12 protein-coding genes and 2 pseudogenes are annotated in these 15,254 nt (G+C 73.2%); 10 read left to right on the plus strand and 4 right to left on the minus strand.

The genetic code is table 11. The features are described 5' to 3' along the window. Positions 1 to 23 precede the first annotated feature (23 nt). From sepH to GA0070617_RS03170, 3 genes are all read right to left on the minus strand, one after another. Positions 24 to 1,097 (minus strand): septation protein SepH, encoded by a 1,074-nt coding sequence (gene sepH / locus GA0070617_RS03160; RefSeq protein ID WP_091433745.1) that lies wholly within the window; start codon positions 1,095 to 1,097, stop codon positions 24 to 26. A 186-nt stretch (positions 1,098 to 1,283) separates the two neighbouring features. Then, on the minus strand, positions 1,284 to 2,411 hold the full coding sequence (gene serC / locus GA0070617_RS03165; protein WP_091433748.1) for a phosphoserine transaminase: 1,128 nt from the start codon (positions 2,409 to 2,411) through the stop codon (positions 1,284 to 1,286). A gap of 153 nt (positions 2,412 to 2,564) precedes the next feature. Further along, positions 2,565 to 3,671 carry a citrate synthase 2 gene (locus GA0070617_RS03170; RefSeq protein WP_091433751.1) on the minus strand — a complete coding sequence of 369 codons (1,107 nt, stop codon included), beginning with the start codon at positions 3,669 to 3,671 and terminating at the stop codon, positions 2,565 to 2,567. A 284-nt stretch (positions 3,672 to 3,955) separates the two neighbouring features. Between GA0070617_RS03170 and pdxH the strand changes: the two are divergent. From pdxH to GA0070617_RS03200, 6 genes and pseudogenes are all read left to right on the plus strand, one after another. Beyond that, positions 3,956 to 4,558 (plus strand): annotated as a pseudogene (gene pdxH, locus GA0070617_RS03175) (pyridoxamine 5'-phosphate oxidase); the annotation flags it as partial. 179 nt (positions 4,559 to 4,737) lie between these two features. Next, positions 4,738 to 6,020: pseudogene (locus tag GA0070617_RS03180) on the plus strand (MFS transporter). 43 nt (positions 6,021 to 6,063) lie between these two features. Next, positions 6,064 to 6,993, plus strand: a complete 930-nt coding sequence (locus GA0070617_RS03185; RefSeq protein WP_091445821.1) for an aldose 1-epimerase family protein — start codon at positions 6,064 to 6,066, stop codon at positions 6,991 to 6,993. 18 nt (positions 6,994 to 7,011) lie between these two features. Then, positions 7,012 to 7,620, plus strand: coding sequence for a nitroreductase family protein (locus tag GA0070617_RS03190; protein ID WP_091433754.1), 609 nt, complete (start codon positions 7,012 to 7,014; stop codon positions 7,618 to 7,620). 73 nt (positions 7,621 to 7,693) lie between these two features. Next, a complete protein-coding gene (locus GA0070617_RS03195; protein WP_091445823.1) occupies positions 7,694 to 7,996 on the plus strand; it encodes a type II toxin-antitoxin system VapB family antitoxin in 303 nt (100 codons plus the stop codon). A gap of 94 nt (positions 7,997 to 8,090) precedes the next feature. Then, positions 8,091 to 8,822, plus strand: coding sequence for a DUF4230 domain-containing protein (locus GA0070617_RS03200; protein WP_091433757.1), 732 nt, complete (start codon positions 8,091 to 8,093; stop codon positions 8,820 to 8,822). Between the two features lie 55 nt (positions 8,823 to 8,877). Here the strand turns inward: GA0070617_RS03200 and GA0070617_RS03205 are convergent, their stop codons facing one another. Further along, complete coding sequence (locus GA0070617_RS03205) at positions 8,878 to 9,087, minus strand: PspC domain-containing protein (protein ID WP_091433760.1); 210 nt, start codon at positions 9,085 to 9,087, stop codon at positions 8,878 to 8,880. Positions 9,088 to 9,390: 303 nt separating this feature from the next. Here GA0070617_RS03205 and GA0070617_RS03210 point away from each other — a divergent pair, with 303 nt between their 5' ends. The 4 genes from GA0070617_RS03210 to GA0070617_RS03225 all read left to right on the plus strand — a co-directional run bounded on the left by GA0070617_RS03210 (position 9,391) and on the right by GA0070617_RS03225 (position 15,253). Next, positions 9,391 to 10,218: an ABC transporter permease gene (locus tag GA0070617_RS03210; RefSeq protein ID WP_091433763.1), complete on the plus strand. Its 828-nt coding sequence runs from the start codon at positions 9,391 to 9,393 to the stop codon at positions 10,216 to 10,218. Beyond that, positions 10,219 to 10,959, plus strand: coding sequence for an ABC transporter ATP-binding protein (locus GA0070617_RS03215; RefSeq protein WP_091433765.1), 741 nt, complete (start codon positions 10,219 to 10,221; stop codon positions 10,957 to 10,959). 68 nt (positions 10,960 to 11,027) lie between these two features. Next, positions 11,028 to 13,049, plus strand: coding sequence for a DUF5941 domain-containing protein (locus GA0070617_RS03220; protein ID WP_373868360.1), 2,022 nt, complete (start codon positions 11,028 to 11,030; stop codon positions 13,047 to 13,049). Between the two features lie 17 nt (positions 13,050 to 13,066). Next, positions 13,067 to 15,253, plus strand: a complete 2,187-nt coding sequence (locus GA0070617_RS03225) for a bifunctional glycosyltransferase/CDP-glycerol:glycerophosphate glycerophosphotransferase (RefSeq protein ID WP_091433768.1) — start codon at positions 13,067 to 13,069, stop codon at positions 15,251 to 15,253. Position 15,254: the final 1 nt, after the last annotated feature.

A 15,254-nucleotide genomic window follows, 5' to 3' on the forward strand; every position in this document is an offset into this window, starting at 1 on the left:
GCCCTGTGCGGGAGGGGCGTGGGTCAGGAGGACTCGCGGGCGGCGGGGCCGCTGCCGAAGAGCACGTCGTCCCAGCTGGGCAGCCGCTTGCGGGGCTTACCGGTGGCGTCGGTCGGCTCGGCGGCCGGCGTGCCCGTGCGACGCGGCCGGAGCACCGCCAACGACGGCACGGCCGGCACCTCCTTGGGCGCGTCGGAGTCGTCCTCGAAGGCGGAACCCTGACCGCCACCGAGCAGCGCGGCGGCCCCACCGGTGACCGCCCGCTGGCGGGGCGAGTCGGAACCGGCCAGGGCGGCCGGTGAACGGGGCTCCAGGCCCCGGCCGGAGGTCGAGCCGAGCGGCCGGTCGAGGGAGGCGAGCAGGGCGTCCCGGCCGGCCCGGATCGGATCCCGCCCGGAGCGGCTCTGCTCGCTCGCCGCCGGCACGCCGTGCCCGCCACCCCGGCTCGGCTCGCCGCGCGACGGGCCGGGCAGCGCGTGGCCGCCCCGCTCCGGTGCCGGCTCCTGGCCGAGGATCGGCATGGGACGCTCGGCGCACAGGTACTGCGCCATGTCGTCGTGCGGGATGACGTTCTGCCGGGTCTTGTCGAGATCCCAGACCGCCTGGGCGGTGGCCTTGCCGGAGGGCCAGGTGGCCACGATCCGCCAGGTGCCGTCGTCACGCCGCCAGGCGTCCCAGGAGATCTTCTCGGTGTCGATCCCGTGCTGGGCCAGCCGGCCGTTGACCACCTCGGCGAGGGGGGTCGGCTTGTCCGCGCCCTTGAGCCGGGTGCGGCGGGCGTGCTGGGCGAGCATCGCCCGCTCCTGGAGCACCGGACCGGCGTACCGCAGGACGCGGTCGACCGGGACCCCGGCGATCCGGGCGACGTCCTCGGCGGACTCGCCGGCGCGGATGCGGGCCTGGATGTCCCGGGGGGAGAGCGACGGCACCGGGTCGACGTTGCTCGCGGCCACGGAGAGCGCGGGGGTGCCCGGCTCCGCGTGCAGCGCGGTGGCGATGCGTTCGTCGATGGGCAGGGCGAGCAGTCGACCGACCTCGTCGGCGAGCACCATTGCCTGGCCGTCCTCGGAGAGGGCGACGAAGCGTACTGGGCGCATGACGTTGCCTCCGTCCCACTCCGCTGGCCGCACGCCGCGAGTCGGCCACCCGGGCGTCTTGACGACCACCGTACGCCCCTCGGCCCACCGATGGGGGATGCCACGCCCGCATGTTGCGGATGACCAGCCTGATCAGTCAGTCGGGGTCGCCGCCGAAGTCCGGCGACGACCCCTCGACGGAACCGGTCAGAGCCGCTCGACGACGTAGTCGATGCTGGCGGTCAGCGCCTCCACGTCGGCCGGCTCGACGGCCGGGTAGAGCGCGATCCGCAGCTGGTTGCGACCCAGCTTCCGGTACGGCTCGGTGTCGACGATCCCGTTGGCCCGCAGCGCCTTGGCGATCGCCGTGGCGTCCACCCCGTCGGCGAAGTCGATGGTGGCGACCACGTTGGAGCGCAGCGCCGGGTCGGTGACGAACGGGGTGGCCACCGCGGAGCGCTCGGCCCAGCCGTACACGATGCCGGCGCTCTCGGCGGTGCGCTTGGCCGCCCAGGCCAGGCCGCCCTGGGAGTTCATCCAGTCGGTCTGCTCGGCGGCGAGGAAGATGGTGGCCAGCGCCGGGGTGTTGTACGTCTGCTCCAGCCGCGAGTTGTCGATCGCGGTGACCAGGTCGAGGAAGGCCGGGATGTAGCGGCCGGACGCCTTGATCTCGGTGGCCCGCGCCAACGCGGCCGGCGACATCAGGGCCAGCCAGAGCCCGCCGTCGGAGGCGAAGCACTTCTGCGGGGCGAAGTAGTAGACGTCGGTCTCGGCGACGTCGACCGACAGGCCACCGGCGGCGGAGGTGGCGTCGACCAGCAGCAGCGAGCCCTCGTCGGCCCCGACCACCCGGTTGATCGGCACCGCGACGCCGGTCGAGGTCTCGTTCTGCGGCAGAGCGTAGGCGTCCACGCCGGCCTCGGCCTGCAACGCGGGGGCGCTGCCCGGCTGGGACTTGCGGACGGTCGGCTCGCCGAGGAACGGCGCCTGGCTTACCGACTTGGCGAACTTCGCGCCGAACTCGCCGAAGCTGGCGAACTGGGCCCGGTCCCGGATCAGGCCGAAGGTGGCGACCTCCCAGAACGCGGTGGTGCCGCCGTTGCCGATCACCACCTCGTACCCCTCGGGGAGGGAGTAGAACTCGGCGATGCCCCGGCGCAACCGGGCGACCTGGTCGCGGACGGTCTTCTGCCGGTGCGAGGTGCCCAGGAAGCCCGTCGCCGCGTCGGCGAGAGCGGACACGGCCGCCGGACGGATCTTGGACGGCCCGCAGCCGAACCGGCCGTCGGCGGGCTTGATCTCGTCGGGAATCCGGATGGTCGGTGCGTCAGCCACGGTCCTGAAAGTCCTTCCGCATGGGGCACTGCCGGCCTTCATCCTCGCACCCGGGGCGGGTCGCCAGCAGGCTTGACCCGACCCGGGTGCTGAGGTCTCCAACACACCCTGAGGCCTGCACCACAGCGCCCCGGCGGCGTGGTGCGGGCTGGCTCACACGTCGTGCGGTACCGCGCTCCAGCCCTCGACCTGTGAGGGCTTGCGGGTGGCCGGCCCGACGTAGCGGGCGGCCGGCCGGACCAGCCGGCCGAGCTTCTTCTGCTCCAGGATGTGCGCGCTCCAGCCACCCATCCGGGCGCAGGTGAACATCGAGGTGAACATGTGCGCGGGCACCTCGGCGAAGTCGAGGACCACGGCCGACCAGAACTCGACGTTGGTGGCGAGCACCCGGTCCGGACGGCGGGCCTGCAACTCGGCGAGCGCGGCCTTCTCCAGCGCCTCGGCGATCTCGAAGCGCGGCGCGCCCAGCTCCTTGGCGGTGCGGCGCAGCACCCGGGCGCGCGGGTCCTCGGCCCGGTAGACCCGGTGGCCGAAGCCCATCAGCCGTTCGCCCCGGTCCAGCACGCCCTTGACGTACCCCTCGGCGTCGCCGCTGCGTTCGACCGCCTCCAGCATGGAGAGCACCCGCGAGGGCGCGCCGCCGTGCAGCGGGCCGGAGAGTGCGCCGATGCCCGACGAGATGCAGGCCGCGGCGTCCGCGCCGGTGGAGGCGACGATCCGGGCGGTGAAGGTGGAGGCGTTCAGGCCGTGCTCGGCGGCCGAGATGAAGTACGCGTCGACGGCCTTGACGTGCCGGGGGTCCGGCTCACCACGCCAGCGCTTCATGAACCGCTCGACGACGGTGGAGGCCTTGTCGATCTCCTTCTGCGGCACCGCCGGCAGGCCCAGGCCACGCGCGGACTGGGCGACGAAGGAGAGCGCGGTGACCGAGACCCGGGCCAGGTCCTCGCGGGCCTGGGCGTCGGAGATGTCGAGGAACTGGTCGAGCCCCCAGTACGGTGCGAGCATCGCCACCGCGGACTGCACGTCGACCCGGATGTCGCCGGAGTGCACCGGCACCGGGAAGGGCTCGGCCGGTGGCAGGCCGGGGCCGAACCGGCCGTCGACCAGCAGGGCCCAGACGTTGCCGAAGGAGACCTGACCGATGAGATCCTCGATGTCGACCCCGCGGTAGCGCAGCGCCCCGCCCTCCCGGTCGGGCTCGGCGATCTCGGTCTCGAAGGCTACGACGCCCTCCAGCCCAGGTTTGAAGTCGGCCATGTCGCTCTCCTGACTCTGGTCCGTGCGCCCGGCTGGGCGCGGGGGCCCGGCCCGGCCGGACGAGCGCCTCAGGCGACCCTCAGGGATGTGTTCGTGACATCTTGCCTGCTGGGTAACCCGGTTTGCGACCCATCGCGGCTGTGCTACGTACGACATTCATGGCGGTGTCCGTCGATGACACCCGGGAAATACCGGTCGGTAGCCGCTGAACAGCGCGGCTGGGGGCGGATCCGACCGGGCAGGAGGAGGGGAAAGTGACAGGCGACACAGTGGTGCCGGCCGCGATGCGGAACGAGTACGCCGAGGAGAAAGCGTTTTCCCCGGCGGATCTGGCGGCCGACTGGGCCACCCAGTTCGATCACTGGTTCCACGACGCGGTGACGGCCGGTCTGCCCGAGCCGAACGCCATGGTGCTCGGCACGGCCGACGCCGCCGGTCGACCGAGCGGCCGTACCGTGCTGCTCAAGGGGTACGACCCGACCGGGTTCGTGTTCTTCACCAACCACGACTCGCGCAAGGGCACCGAGCTGGCCGGCAACCCGTACGCCAGTCTGGTCTTCCCCTGGTTCGCCATGCACCGGCAGGTGGTGGTCGTCGGCCGGGTGCGCCGGCTGGCCCGGTCGGCGACCGAGGCGTACTTCGCCAGCCGGCCGCGCGGGGCGCAGCTGGGCGCCTGGGCCAGCACCCAGTCCCAGGTGATCACCGACCGGTCGGTGCTGGACGAGCGCTACCGGGCGGCGGCCGAGCGCTTCGCCGACGTCGAGCCGATCCCCGCCCCGCCACACTGGGGCGGGCTGCTGGTTCGCCCGGACACGGTGGAGTTCTGGCAGGGCCGGCCGAGCCGGCTGCACGACCGGCTCCGCTACCGGCGGATCGGAGCGGACGACGCCGGGCCGGACGACGCCGGGCCGGACGACGCCGGGCCGGACGACGCCGGGCCGGACGACGCCGGGCCGGACGACGCCGGGCCGGAGGGGGCCGGGGGCCCCGAAGAGTGGATCATCGAACGGCTCGCCCCGTGACCACTGCCACCTCGCCCCGGGCGCCGCGCGTCGCGCGCCGGGGACTGGCCCGGCGGCTCGCCATCGACCTGAGTCCGCTGCGGGTGCCGGCGTACCGGCGACTCTGGCTCGGCAACACGGTGGCCATGTTCGGCTTCCAGGTCACCGCGGTCGCCGTACCGGTGGAGATGTACGCGCTGACCCGCGACTCGCTCTGGGTCGGCCTGCTGGGCGTGGCGTCGTTCGTACCGTTGCTGGTCTTCGGGCTCTGGGCCGGCGCGGTCGCCGACGCCCGGGACCGACGGCAGGTCCTGTTGACCGGCTCGGTGCTGCTCTGGCTCTCGATGCTGGGGCTGCTGGGCCAGGCGCTGCTCGACGTGGGCAGCCCGGTGCTGCTGCTGACGTTGGTCACCCTGCACTCGGTCGCCTTCGCGATCAGCTCGCCGGCACGCAGCGCGGCGTTGCCCCGGATCCTGCCACCGGAGCTGCTCCCGGCGGCGATGACGTTGAACTTCACCACCTTCACCGCCGCCTCCGTGGTCGGGCCGCTCGCCGCCGGCGTGATCTTCGCCGCCTGGGGCACCGGGGCCGGCCTGCCGATCGCGTACGGGCTGGACGTCGTGCTCTTCCTCGGCCTGATCGTCGCGACCCTGCGGCTGCCGGCCATGCCACCGGCGACCACCACCGCCGGCGCGGCGGTCCGGTCCGGGCTGGCCGGAGTCCTCGACGGGCTGCGCTACCTGACCACCACGCCGGTCCTGCTGCTCTCCTTCGGCATCGACCTGATCGCGATGATCCTGGCCATGCCCCGGGCCCTCTTCCCCGAGATCGCGGTGGAGCGCTTCGGCGGCGGTGCGGCGGTCGGTTGGCTCTACAGCGCGATGGCGATCGGGGCGATGTTCGCCGGGCTCACCTCCGGCTGGATCGGCCGGATGCAGCGGCAGGGCCGGGCCCTGGTGCTCGCCGTGCTGGCCTGGGGGCGGTGATCGCCCTGGCCGGGTTGGCCCGGCAGCTCTGGCTGATGGTGCTGCTGCTCGCCCTGGCCGGGATGGCCGACCTGGTGAGCGCGGTACTGCGGCAGTCGATGCTGCTGGTCCACGCCCCCGACGAGATGCGTGGCCGACTGCAGGGGGTGAACCTGGTGGTGGTCGCGGGCGGGCCGCGCCTGGGCGACCTGCGGGCCGGCGCGATGGCCGGGGCCGGCGGCGCGGGGTTGGCCTGGATCGCCGGTGGGCTCGGCGCGGTCGTGCTGACCGCACTGCTCGCGCTGACCTTCCCGGCCCTGTGGCGCTACCGACCCGGCACGGTCGGCGAACCACGGCCATCCGGCAAGCGGGACGGTGGGTGACGTGTCCAGCGCGCAGCGGCAGCCACCCGTTAAGGTCGCCGGCATGCAGAACGTCGAGCCGCGCCCGCCGTCGGGCGCCCAGTGGACCATCGCCGCCGCGGGCCAGGAGGCCGTCATCGTCGAGGTGGGCGGTGGGTTGCGGAGTTACCGGCACGAGGGGGTCGACTACCTCGACGGGTACGCCGCAAACGAGATCAGCCCCGGCGGGGCGGGGCAGGTGCTCGCCCCGTGGCCGAACCGCATCCGGGACGGCCGGTACACCGTCGACGGTGAGACGTACCTGCTGCCGCTCACCGAGCCGGAGCGCGGGGTGGCGCTGCACGGGCTGGTCAACTGGGCGCGGTGGCGGCTGGTGGAGCAGTCCGACGACTCGGTCACCGTCGAGTACGACCTGCCGCCGCACCCGGCGTACCCGTGGGCGTTGCGGGTCCGTGGCCGGTGGAGTCTCGGCCCGGAGGGGCTGCGCGCCGAGCACGAGACGACCAACCTGTCCGCCGAGGCGGCACCGTTCGGCTTCTCGGTCCACCCGTACCTGCAGTTGCCCGGGGTGGCCGTGGACGATCTGGTCATGCGGGTGCCGGCGCGCAACCGGTTGGTGGTGGACAGCCGGCTGCTGCCGGTGGGCGCCACCGCGGTGGCCGGCACCGAGCAGGACTACACGGCGCCGCGGCGGATCGGTGCGGCCCAACTGGACATGACCTTCGGCGAGGTGATCCGGGACGCCGACGGTGGTTCCGCGGTGAGCCTGACCGCGCCCGACGGCGCGACCGGGGTGCGGATCTGGGCCGACCAGCAGTTCGGCTGGTGGCAGGTGTTCACCGGGGACGCCCTCACCGGCGAGCGGCACCGCCGTTCGGTGGCGATCGAGCCGATGACCTGCCCGCCCGACGCGTTCCGGTCCGGCCGGGACCTGATCAAGCTGGCCCCCGGCGAGACCTGGCGGGGTGCCTGGGGCATCCGACCGGGCGTCTGAGCGGACGCGGCCGCCAGCATGGAGTTCGCCGAGGTGATCCGGCGTCGCCGGATGGTACGCAACTACGACCCGGACCGGCCGGTGCCGCCCGAGGTGGTCCGGCGACTGCTGGACCACGCCACCCGCGCCCCCTCGGCGGGCTTCGCCCAGGGCTGGGGTTTCCTGGTGCTGGACACCGCGGCCGACATCGAGCGGTTCTGGGCGGCGACCACCCCGGACGGCGGGGGGCGGGAACGCTGGCTGGCCGGCATGCGCCGGGCCCCGCTGATCGTCGTGCCGCACGCCAACCGCGCCGCCTACCTGCGACGGTACGCCGAGGCGGACAAGGGCTGGACGGACCGGTCGGAGGCCCGCTGGCCGGTGCCGTACTGGTACGTCGACACCGGCTTCGCGTCGTTGCTGATGCTGCTCACCGCCGTGGACGAGGGGCTGGGTGCCTGCTTCTTCGGCATCCCGGCCGCCCGGACCGACTCCTACCGGGCGGCGTTCGGGGTGCCGGCGGAGTACGAGCCGATCGGCGCGGTGACGGTGGGTTACCGGGCGGCCGACCACCGGTCACCGTCGCTGCGCCGGGGCCGCCGCCCGGTGACCGAAGTGATCCACCGGGGACGCTGGAGCCAAACGTGATGTGGCGGGGCCGGTTAGGCTGGCATCGCCAGGTTCCGGGTCGGTCCGGTCAGGGGGAGGGGTGCGTGCCGTCGTGATCTTCAGAGCGGTCCGGGACGGGCGTCCCTACCCGGAGCACAACCTGACGCTCAAGCAGTGGGCGGAGATCCCGCCCCGACCGGTCAGGCTGGACCAGCTGATCACCACCAAGCGGGAGCTGGCGTTGGACAAGCTCCTCGCCGAGGACTCCACCTTCTACGGTGACCTGTTTCCGCACGTGGTGCAGTGGAGCGGTGGGCTCTTCCTGGAGGACGGGTTGCACCGGGCGCTGCGCGCCGCCCTGCAACAGCGCAACCAGATCCACGCCCGGGTCTTCGTCTTCGCCGGTCCCGAGTGAGCGGTGCGCCGGGCGGCTGTCGTACGGAGGACGTACCGTCATCGGCAGGAGGTCATCGACCGTGGTGGCCTGTCGCAGGAGGACGGTGAGGGCCATGTCGCGCAGGAGTAACGACCAGCCCACCAACGAGTTCCCCGGGGACGACCCCGGTGCCCGACCGGTCGCGCCACCGCCGGCGGCGTCCCGTGGCCCGGTGCGCGGACTGCTCGTGGTGCTGGGCGGCGCGGCGGTGGCGGTGGTGGTGCTGCTCGGGGTGCAGACCACCGGGCTGCTGCCCAGCTTCCGCAACCCGTTCAGCCAGGAGCAGACCGACCGGAGCCAGCCGCCGCTGCTCAAGTCGATCCAGGACCTCAGCCGCTACGTGGCCGCCGAGGGTAACTTCCAGGTGGTGGTCGACCTGCAGAACGACCGCCGCAACGTGCCGGACTTCCTGCTCAACGAGCGCACCCTCTTCGTCGGCAGTGGCAGCGTCGAGGCGTACGTCGACTTCGGCAAGATCGCCGAGGGGGCGATCGTCGTCTCCGACGACGGAAAGACGGCCGAGATCAAGCTGCCGGCGCCGCAGCTCGGCCAGACCAACCTCGACATGGAGAAGAGCTACGTCGTCGCCCAGGAGCGCGGCCTGCTCAACCGGATCGGTGACCTGGTCGAGGGCGACCCCAACCGGCAGCAGCAGGTCTACCGGATGGCCGAGGAGCGGATCACCACCGCGGCCCGCGACAGCGGGCTCGGCGAGCGCGCCGAGGAGAACACCCGCAAGATGCTGGCGGGGCTGCTGCGCTCCCTCGGCTACGAGCAGGTGACCGTCACCTACGTCGCACCCTGAACGCCGCAGCGCCCGCCCCGGAGGTCCGGGGCGGGCGCCGGCGGGACGGTGTGGATCAGTAGCCGGTGGCGGCGGGGTAGCGGTCCTCGTTGGGCATCAGCACCCAGAGCACCAGATAGATGATCACCTGGGTGCCGGGCAGCAGCAGGGACAGCAGGAACAGCAGCCGCACCATGGTGGCGGACATGCCGAACCGCTTGCCCAGACCGGCGCAGACGCCGGCGAGCATGCGCCCCTCCCGGGGCCGGACCAGTTTGCGACTCATCGTCGTCTCCCACTCTGCGGCGTCGTGCCGCCTCTGCCTCCACGGTAGGAACGGGCCACCTGCGCGCCCTCGCTCGTAGGGAGGAACCGTTCGTCCGGTACCCGTAGGTGCTTACCCCGGACCCTCCCGCCCGACTCCCCCCGACGCCGCCGCCGACCCCGGCCCGCCGCCGACCCCGGCCCGCCGCCGACCGGGCGTGGGCCGCACGCCGGGCCGCCACCCGGTCGGGGTACCGCAGGTGGCGAGCGGGCCAGCCGGCGGCAGCTGGCTGTTAGCCTGTGCGCGGTCAACGAGGAGGCGACGGTGACCTCTGGCGTCGGGGCGTTGTGGTCGCACCGCGACGCGCTGCGCATCCTGGTCAAGCGCGACCTCGCGGTGAAGTACCAGCAGTCGGTGCTCGGGTACCTCTGGTCGTTGATCGAGCCGCTCGGCATGGGCGCGATCTACTGGTTCGTCTTCGGGGTGCTCTACTCCCGCGACACCGGCCGGCACCTGGGCGACGCGGCCGACTCGTACCCGTTGTTCCTGGTCACCGGGATCTTCGCGTGGATGTGGACCAGCTCGGCGTTGAGCGAGGCGACCAACGCCCTGACCGGGCAGGCCCGGTTGATCACCACGATGAACGTGCCCCGGCAGGCGTTCCCGATCGGCCGGGTCGTCGGTCGGTTCGCCGAGTACGCCGCCGGGCTGCCGATCCTGGCCGCGATCGCCGCCTGGTACGCCAGCCAGGGCCGGATCGACCCCGGGTGGTCGCTGCTCGCCCTGCCGCTGGCCGTCGCGGTGCAGGCGACCCTGCTGATCGGGCTGGCGCTGCTGCTGTCGGCGTGCAACGTGCTGATGCGCGACATCGAGCGGTTCATGCGGTTGGTGATCCGGGTGCTCTTCTACGCCACGCCGATCATCTACCCGCTCAGTCTGGTCCGCGACTCCGACCTGCCCGGTTGGGCGAGGACCGGGTACGAGCTGAACCCGCTGGTCGGCATCTTCCAACTGCACCACGCCATCTGGTACCCGGACGAGTTCCCCCCGGTCGGCCTGCTCTCGGCCACGGTCGCCGGCAGTCTGCTGGTGCTGGCGGCCGGCTGGTGGGCGTTCGGCCGGCTCGAACCCGCAGTGCTCAAGGAACTGTAGATGACCGGTCCGCTGATCGAGGCCGACCGGCTCGGCATCCGGTTCGTCCGCAACCGCCGGCGTCAGTTGCGCCTGCGTGACCTGCTGATCCGCCGCAACACCACGCCGGCCGGGCAGTTCTGGCCGCTGCGCGACGTGTCGTTCGAGATCGCCGCCGGTGACACCGTCGGGGTGGTCGGGCGCAACGGCACCGGCAAGAGCACCCTGCTGCGGCTGATCGCCGGGGTGCTGATCCCCGACGAGGGGCGGATCCGGGTCCGGGGTGAGGTGGCCCCGCTGCTGGAACTCTCCGCCGGTTTCTCCAACGACCTGACCGGCCGGGAGAACCTGTACCTCGTCGGCGGGCTGCACGGGTTGGACGCCGGCTACCTGCGGCGGCACTTCGACGAGATCGTCCAGTTCGCCGGTGAGCAGGTGGAACGGGCCATCGACACCGCGGTGCGGCACTACTCCTCGGGGATGAAGGTGCGGCTCGGTTTCGCGATCATCTCCCACCTGCCGCACCCGATCCTGTTGATGGACGAGGTGACCGCGGTCGGGGACGCGGAGTTCCGGCAGAAGTGCTATGGCACGATCGACCGACTGCTTGGGGAAGGGCGCACACTGGTGCTGGTGTCACACAACGAAAAGGACCTGACCCGGTTCTGCCGTCGAGGGCTGTATCTCGACGCGGGCCGATTGACCGTCGACGGGACGGTCGCCGAGGCGCTGGGCGCGTACCACGACGCGGTCCAGCGGTGACGCTCGCGATCGTGCTCGCCGCCGGTAGCGCGGGAGCCGAGCGATCCGCGGCGGGCTCGGCAGCTGGTGTGCCGCTGCCCGCGACGCGCCTGGCGACCGATGCCGGGGCGACGCTTGCCGACCGGCTGGCCGACCAGTGGCGGCGGGCCGGCGCGACCGAGGTGCGGCACGCCGCCGACCTGACCGAGGTGGCCGCCCTGGCCGACGCGGCCACCGGACCGGTGATCGTCAGCGGCGCCGACCTGGTCGCGCACACCGCCGTGCTGCGGCACCTGCTCACCAGCCCGGTCGGGCCGACGGTGGCGCTGGTGCTCACCGACCCGGCCGGGGCCGGGCGGGCAGCGGTCCGGGAGGAACGCGGCCAGGTGGTCGCCGCCGGCACGCCGACGGAGCTGACCGGCACGGCCACCGGGATCTTCGGTGGCGCGCTGCGGGTCGGCGTCGCCGACCTGCCCGCGCTCGCCGCCGCCGCCCGCGCCACCGGGGCCGACGGCCTGCCCGGGGCCGACGGCCTGCCCGGGGCCGACGGCCCGGCCGGGGCCGACGGCCTGTCGGCCGGGCCCGAGGTGGATCGGCTCTTCGTGGGGCTCACCGCGCTGGGCACGCTCACCTTCGCCCACCGGGTACGCCTGCTGGTGGCGCACCGGGTGACCGATCCGGCCGAACTGGCCGCCGCCGAGGCCGCCGTGGCCGGCGTCGACGAGGACCGGGCCGAGCTGCGGCTGTCGGTGAAGGAGAAGGACGACTTCTTCACCACGTACTTCGTCAGCACCTGGTCGCCGTACGTGACGAAGGCCTGCGCCCGGATCGGGCTCGGGCCGACCTCGGTCACGATGATCTCGGTGGCCTTCGCGGTGGCCGCCGCGGTGTTCTTCGCCGTCGGCGGGCGACCCGCGCTGGTCGCCGGTGCGGTCCTGCTCTACCTCGGGTTCGTGTTGGACTGCGTGGACGGGCAGCTGGCCCGCTACACCCGGCACTTCAGCGCCTGGGGTGGCTGGCTGGACACGATGGCCGACCGGGCCAAGGAGTACGTCGTCTACGCCGGTCTCGGCTTCGGCGCGACGGCAGCCGGGTTCCGGTACGGCTGGGCGCTGGCCATCGCGGCGATGACCCTGCAGACCGTGCGGCACATGACCGACGCCTGGTACGGGGTGCTGCACGACGAGGCCGCCCGGCGGCCGAAACCGGCCACCGGCGGCGGGGACGGCGGGATCGGTGACCGGCTGAACGCCGCCTCGACGAGGGTGCAGGCCGACACCGGGTCGCTGTCGTACTGGCTGAAGCGCACGGTGGTCTTCCCGATCGGGGAGCGGTGGGCGTTGATCGCGCTCGCCACGGCGCTCTTCTCGCCGCTGGTGGCGCTGGTCGCGGTGCTGGTCTGGGGCACGTTGGCGTTCGGCTACACCGGTGCGCTGCGTACCCTGCGGGCCCGCTGGATGTGGGTGCCGGTGCTGGACACCGTGGATGCCACCCTGCACCGCGACGACGGCCCGTTGGCCGGCCGGCTGCCGGCGCTGCGTCCGGTGGGTCCGCTGGTGCTGGCCGTGGTCGGCGCGCTCGGCGCGGCCGGGTTGCTGGCGGCGGCGTTGCTCGCCGACCCGACCGGGCTGGCCGCCGACCCGACCGGGCTGCGCTGGGCGGTGCCGGTCGGGCTGTTGGTGCTGTTGGTGGCCGGGCTGGGGGCGGGTGCGGCGCACAACGGCCCGCTGGACTGGCTGGTGCCGGCGGTGCTGCGGGCGGCGGAGTACCTCTTCGCGATCGCGGTGGGGGTGGTCGGCGGCGTACCCGCGTGGTTGATCTTCGCTTATGTCTTCGTGCTGACCGTGCACCACTACGACCTGGTGGCCCGCCTGGAGAAGCGGCAGGCGGCTCCGCCGCTGCACGGGGTCACGCTGGGCTGGGAGGGCCGTTCGGTGCTGCTGACGGTGGCGTCGATCGCGGGAATTGCAGGCATTGGTCTGGCTACACTCGGTTCGTACCTCTTGGTGGTTTTCGCGGTGAGTGTGGTCCTGGCCTGGGTCGTCCTGCCGGCCCGCGCGGCGCGGACGCCGGCCGACGCGGTGCCCGTGGGAGGCCGCTCGCCGCTCTGACGGAAGGGGCCGGCCCGATGACGCTGATCAGCTTCGTCGTGCCGGCCTTCCGCGTGCAGGGCTACCTGCGCGAGTGCCTGGACTCGATCCTCGGCCAGCCGTTCGCCGACTTCGAGGTGATCGGCGTCGACGACTGCTCGCCGGACGACAGCGGGGAGATCCTGGCCGGGTACGCCGACCGGGACGCCCGGGTCCGGGTGCTCCGGCTGGCCGAGAACGTCGGGCTCGGTCCGGCCCGCAACGCCGGGCTGGACCGGGCCGTCGGCGAGTACGTCTGGTTCCTCGACTCCGACGACTGGCTGGCCCCGGACTGCCTGCCCGAGGTGGCGGCCCGGCTGCGCGAAAGCGGGCCGGACGTGCTGATCGTCGACCACGTGCGGCGGCACTGGAACGAGACGGCCAGCCCCAGCGCGCTGGCGGAGGTCTTCCCCGCCGGCGTCGAGACGGACACCTTCGCGCTGGCCGAGCGGCCGGAGACGCTGCGGCTGCTGCACACCGCCTGGAACCGGCTGCTGCGGCGGGAGTTCCTGCTCACCTCGGGGCTGCGCTTCGCGTCCGGCTGGTACGAGGACGTCTCGTTCACCTACCCGACGCTGCTGGCCGCCGAGCGGATCTCGGTGCTGGACCTGGTCTGCGTCAACTACCGGCAGCGGCGGGCCGGGGCGATCACCCGGACCCGGGGGGAGCGGCACTTCGAGGTCTTCGACCAGTGGGACCGGGTGTTCCGCTGGCTGGACGGGCAGGGGCCGGAGCCGCAACGGCTGCGACCGGTGGTCTTCGAACGGATGCTCTGGCACTACCTGACCGTGCTCGGCAACGGTGAGCGGATCGCCCCGGCCCTTCGTCCGGCCTTCTTCGACCGGATCACCGCCGAGGTGGCCCGCCGCCGGCCGGCCGACGCCCTCCCGTCGCCCGGCGGGACGGCCGGGCTCAAGCAGCGGCTGGTGGCCGGCGGGCACTGGCACACCTTCACCGCGCTGCGCCTGGCCCACCAGGCCACCGACACCGCCCGCGCCCGGCTGACGGCGACCCGCCACCGGATCCACCCGGTGGCGCGGGCCACCCGCGACACGCTCTGGCAGCAGTACTACCGGGCCGAGCTGCGCCGGCCGGTGGACGAGACGCTGGCCGTCTACGCCGCCTACTGGTACCGGGGGTACGCGTGCAACCCGGCCGCCGTCTACGAGGCGGCCCGCCGGCTGGTGCCGCAGGTCCGGGGGGTGTGGATCGTCCGCGCCGACCGGGTGGGCAGCCTGCCCGACGGGGTCGAGTACGTGGTGGCGGGCACGCCCGCGTACCACCGGGTGCTGGCGCGGGCCCGGTGGCTGGTCAACAACGTCAACTTCCCCGACTTCGTCCGCAAACGGCCGGGCACGGTGCACGTGCAGACCCACCACGGCACCCCGGTCAAGGTGATGGGGCTGGACCAGCAGCGGTATCCGGTGGGCGCGGTCGGGATGAACTTCGCCGGGCTGCTGCGGCGGGTGGACCGGTGGGACTTCAGCATCACCGCCAACAGCTTCTCCACCCAGATGTGGGAGCGGGCGTACCCGGCGGACTACACCACCCTGGAGTACGGCTACCCCCGCAACGACCGGCTGGTCACCGCCACCGCAGCCGAGGTACGCCGACTGCGGGCCCGGTTCGGCGTCACCGGTGCCGAGCCGGTGGTGCTCTACGCCCCGACCCACCGGGAACACCTGCCCGGATACCGGCCGCCGTTCCGGCCGGTGCAGCTGCTCGACACCCTCGGCCCCGGCGGGCGGTTACTGGTGCGCAGCCACTACTTCCACGACCGGGATCCCGCCCGCCGGTCGGCCTCGGCGGAACGGATCCTCGACGTGAGCGGCCACGACCGGGTGGAGGATCTCTATCTCGCCGCCGACGTGCTGGTCACCGACTACTCGTCGGCGATGTTCGACTACGCGGTGCTGGACCGGCCGATCGTCGTCTACGCCCCCGACCACGAGGCGTACCGGCTGGCCCGGGGGGTCTACCTGGACGTGACCGCCGAGCCGCCGGGTGCGGTGGCGACCGACTTCGCCGGGCTGGTGGAGCTGTTCCGCAGCGGTGCGGTGGACGCGCCCGCGGCCCGGCAGGCCCGGCAGCGCTTCCGGGCCCGGTACTGCGCCCTCGACGACGGCCACGCCGCCGAACGGGTGGTCCGACGGGTCTTTCTCGGTCAGCATCCGGAAAACAGGTAAT

The sequence above is a fragment of the Micromonospora yangpuensis genome (assembly GCF_900091615.1).
GTDB classification, from domain to species: domain Bacteria; phylum Actinomycetota; class Actinomycetes; order Mycobacteriales; family Micromonosporaceae; genus Micromonospora; species Micromonospora yangpuensis.

Coding starts and splice junctions, on each gene's coding strand:
- sepH (WP_091433745.1), bottom strand. CDS start 1,097: ATGCGCCCAGTACGCTTCGTCGCCCTCTCCGAGGACGGCCAGGCAATG.
- GA0070617_RS03170 (WP_091433751.1), bottom strand. CDS start 3,671: ATGGCCGACTTCAAACCTGGGCTGGAGGGCGTCGTAGCCTTCGAGACC.
- GA0070617_RS03185 (WP_091445821.1), top strand. CDS start 6,064: ATGCAGAACGTCGAGCCGCGCCCGCCGTCGGGCGCCCAGTGGACCATC.
- GA0070617_RS03190 (WP_091433754.1), top strand. CDS start 7,012: ATGGAGTTCGCCGAGGTGATCCGGCGTCGCCGGATGGTACGCAACTAC.
- GA0070617_RS03200 (WP_091433757.1), top strand. CDS start 8,091: ATGTCGCGCAGGAGTAACGACCAGCCCACCAACGAGTTCCCCGGGGAC.
- GA0070617_RS03205 (WP_091433760.1), bottom strand. CDS start 9,087: ATGAGTCGCAAACTGGTCCGGCCCCGGGAGGGGCGCATGCTCGCCGGC.
- GA0070617_RS03215 (WP_091433765.1), top strand. CDS start 10,219: ATGACCGGTCCGCTGATCGAGGCCGACCGGCTCGGCATCCGGTTCGTC.
- GA0070617_RS03225 (WP_091433768.1), top strand. CDS start 13,067: ATGACGCTGATCAGCTTCGTCGTGCCGGCCTTCCGCGTGCAGGGCTAC.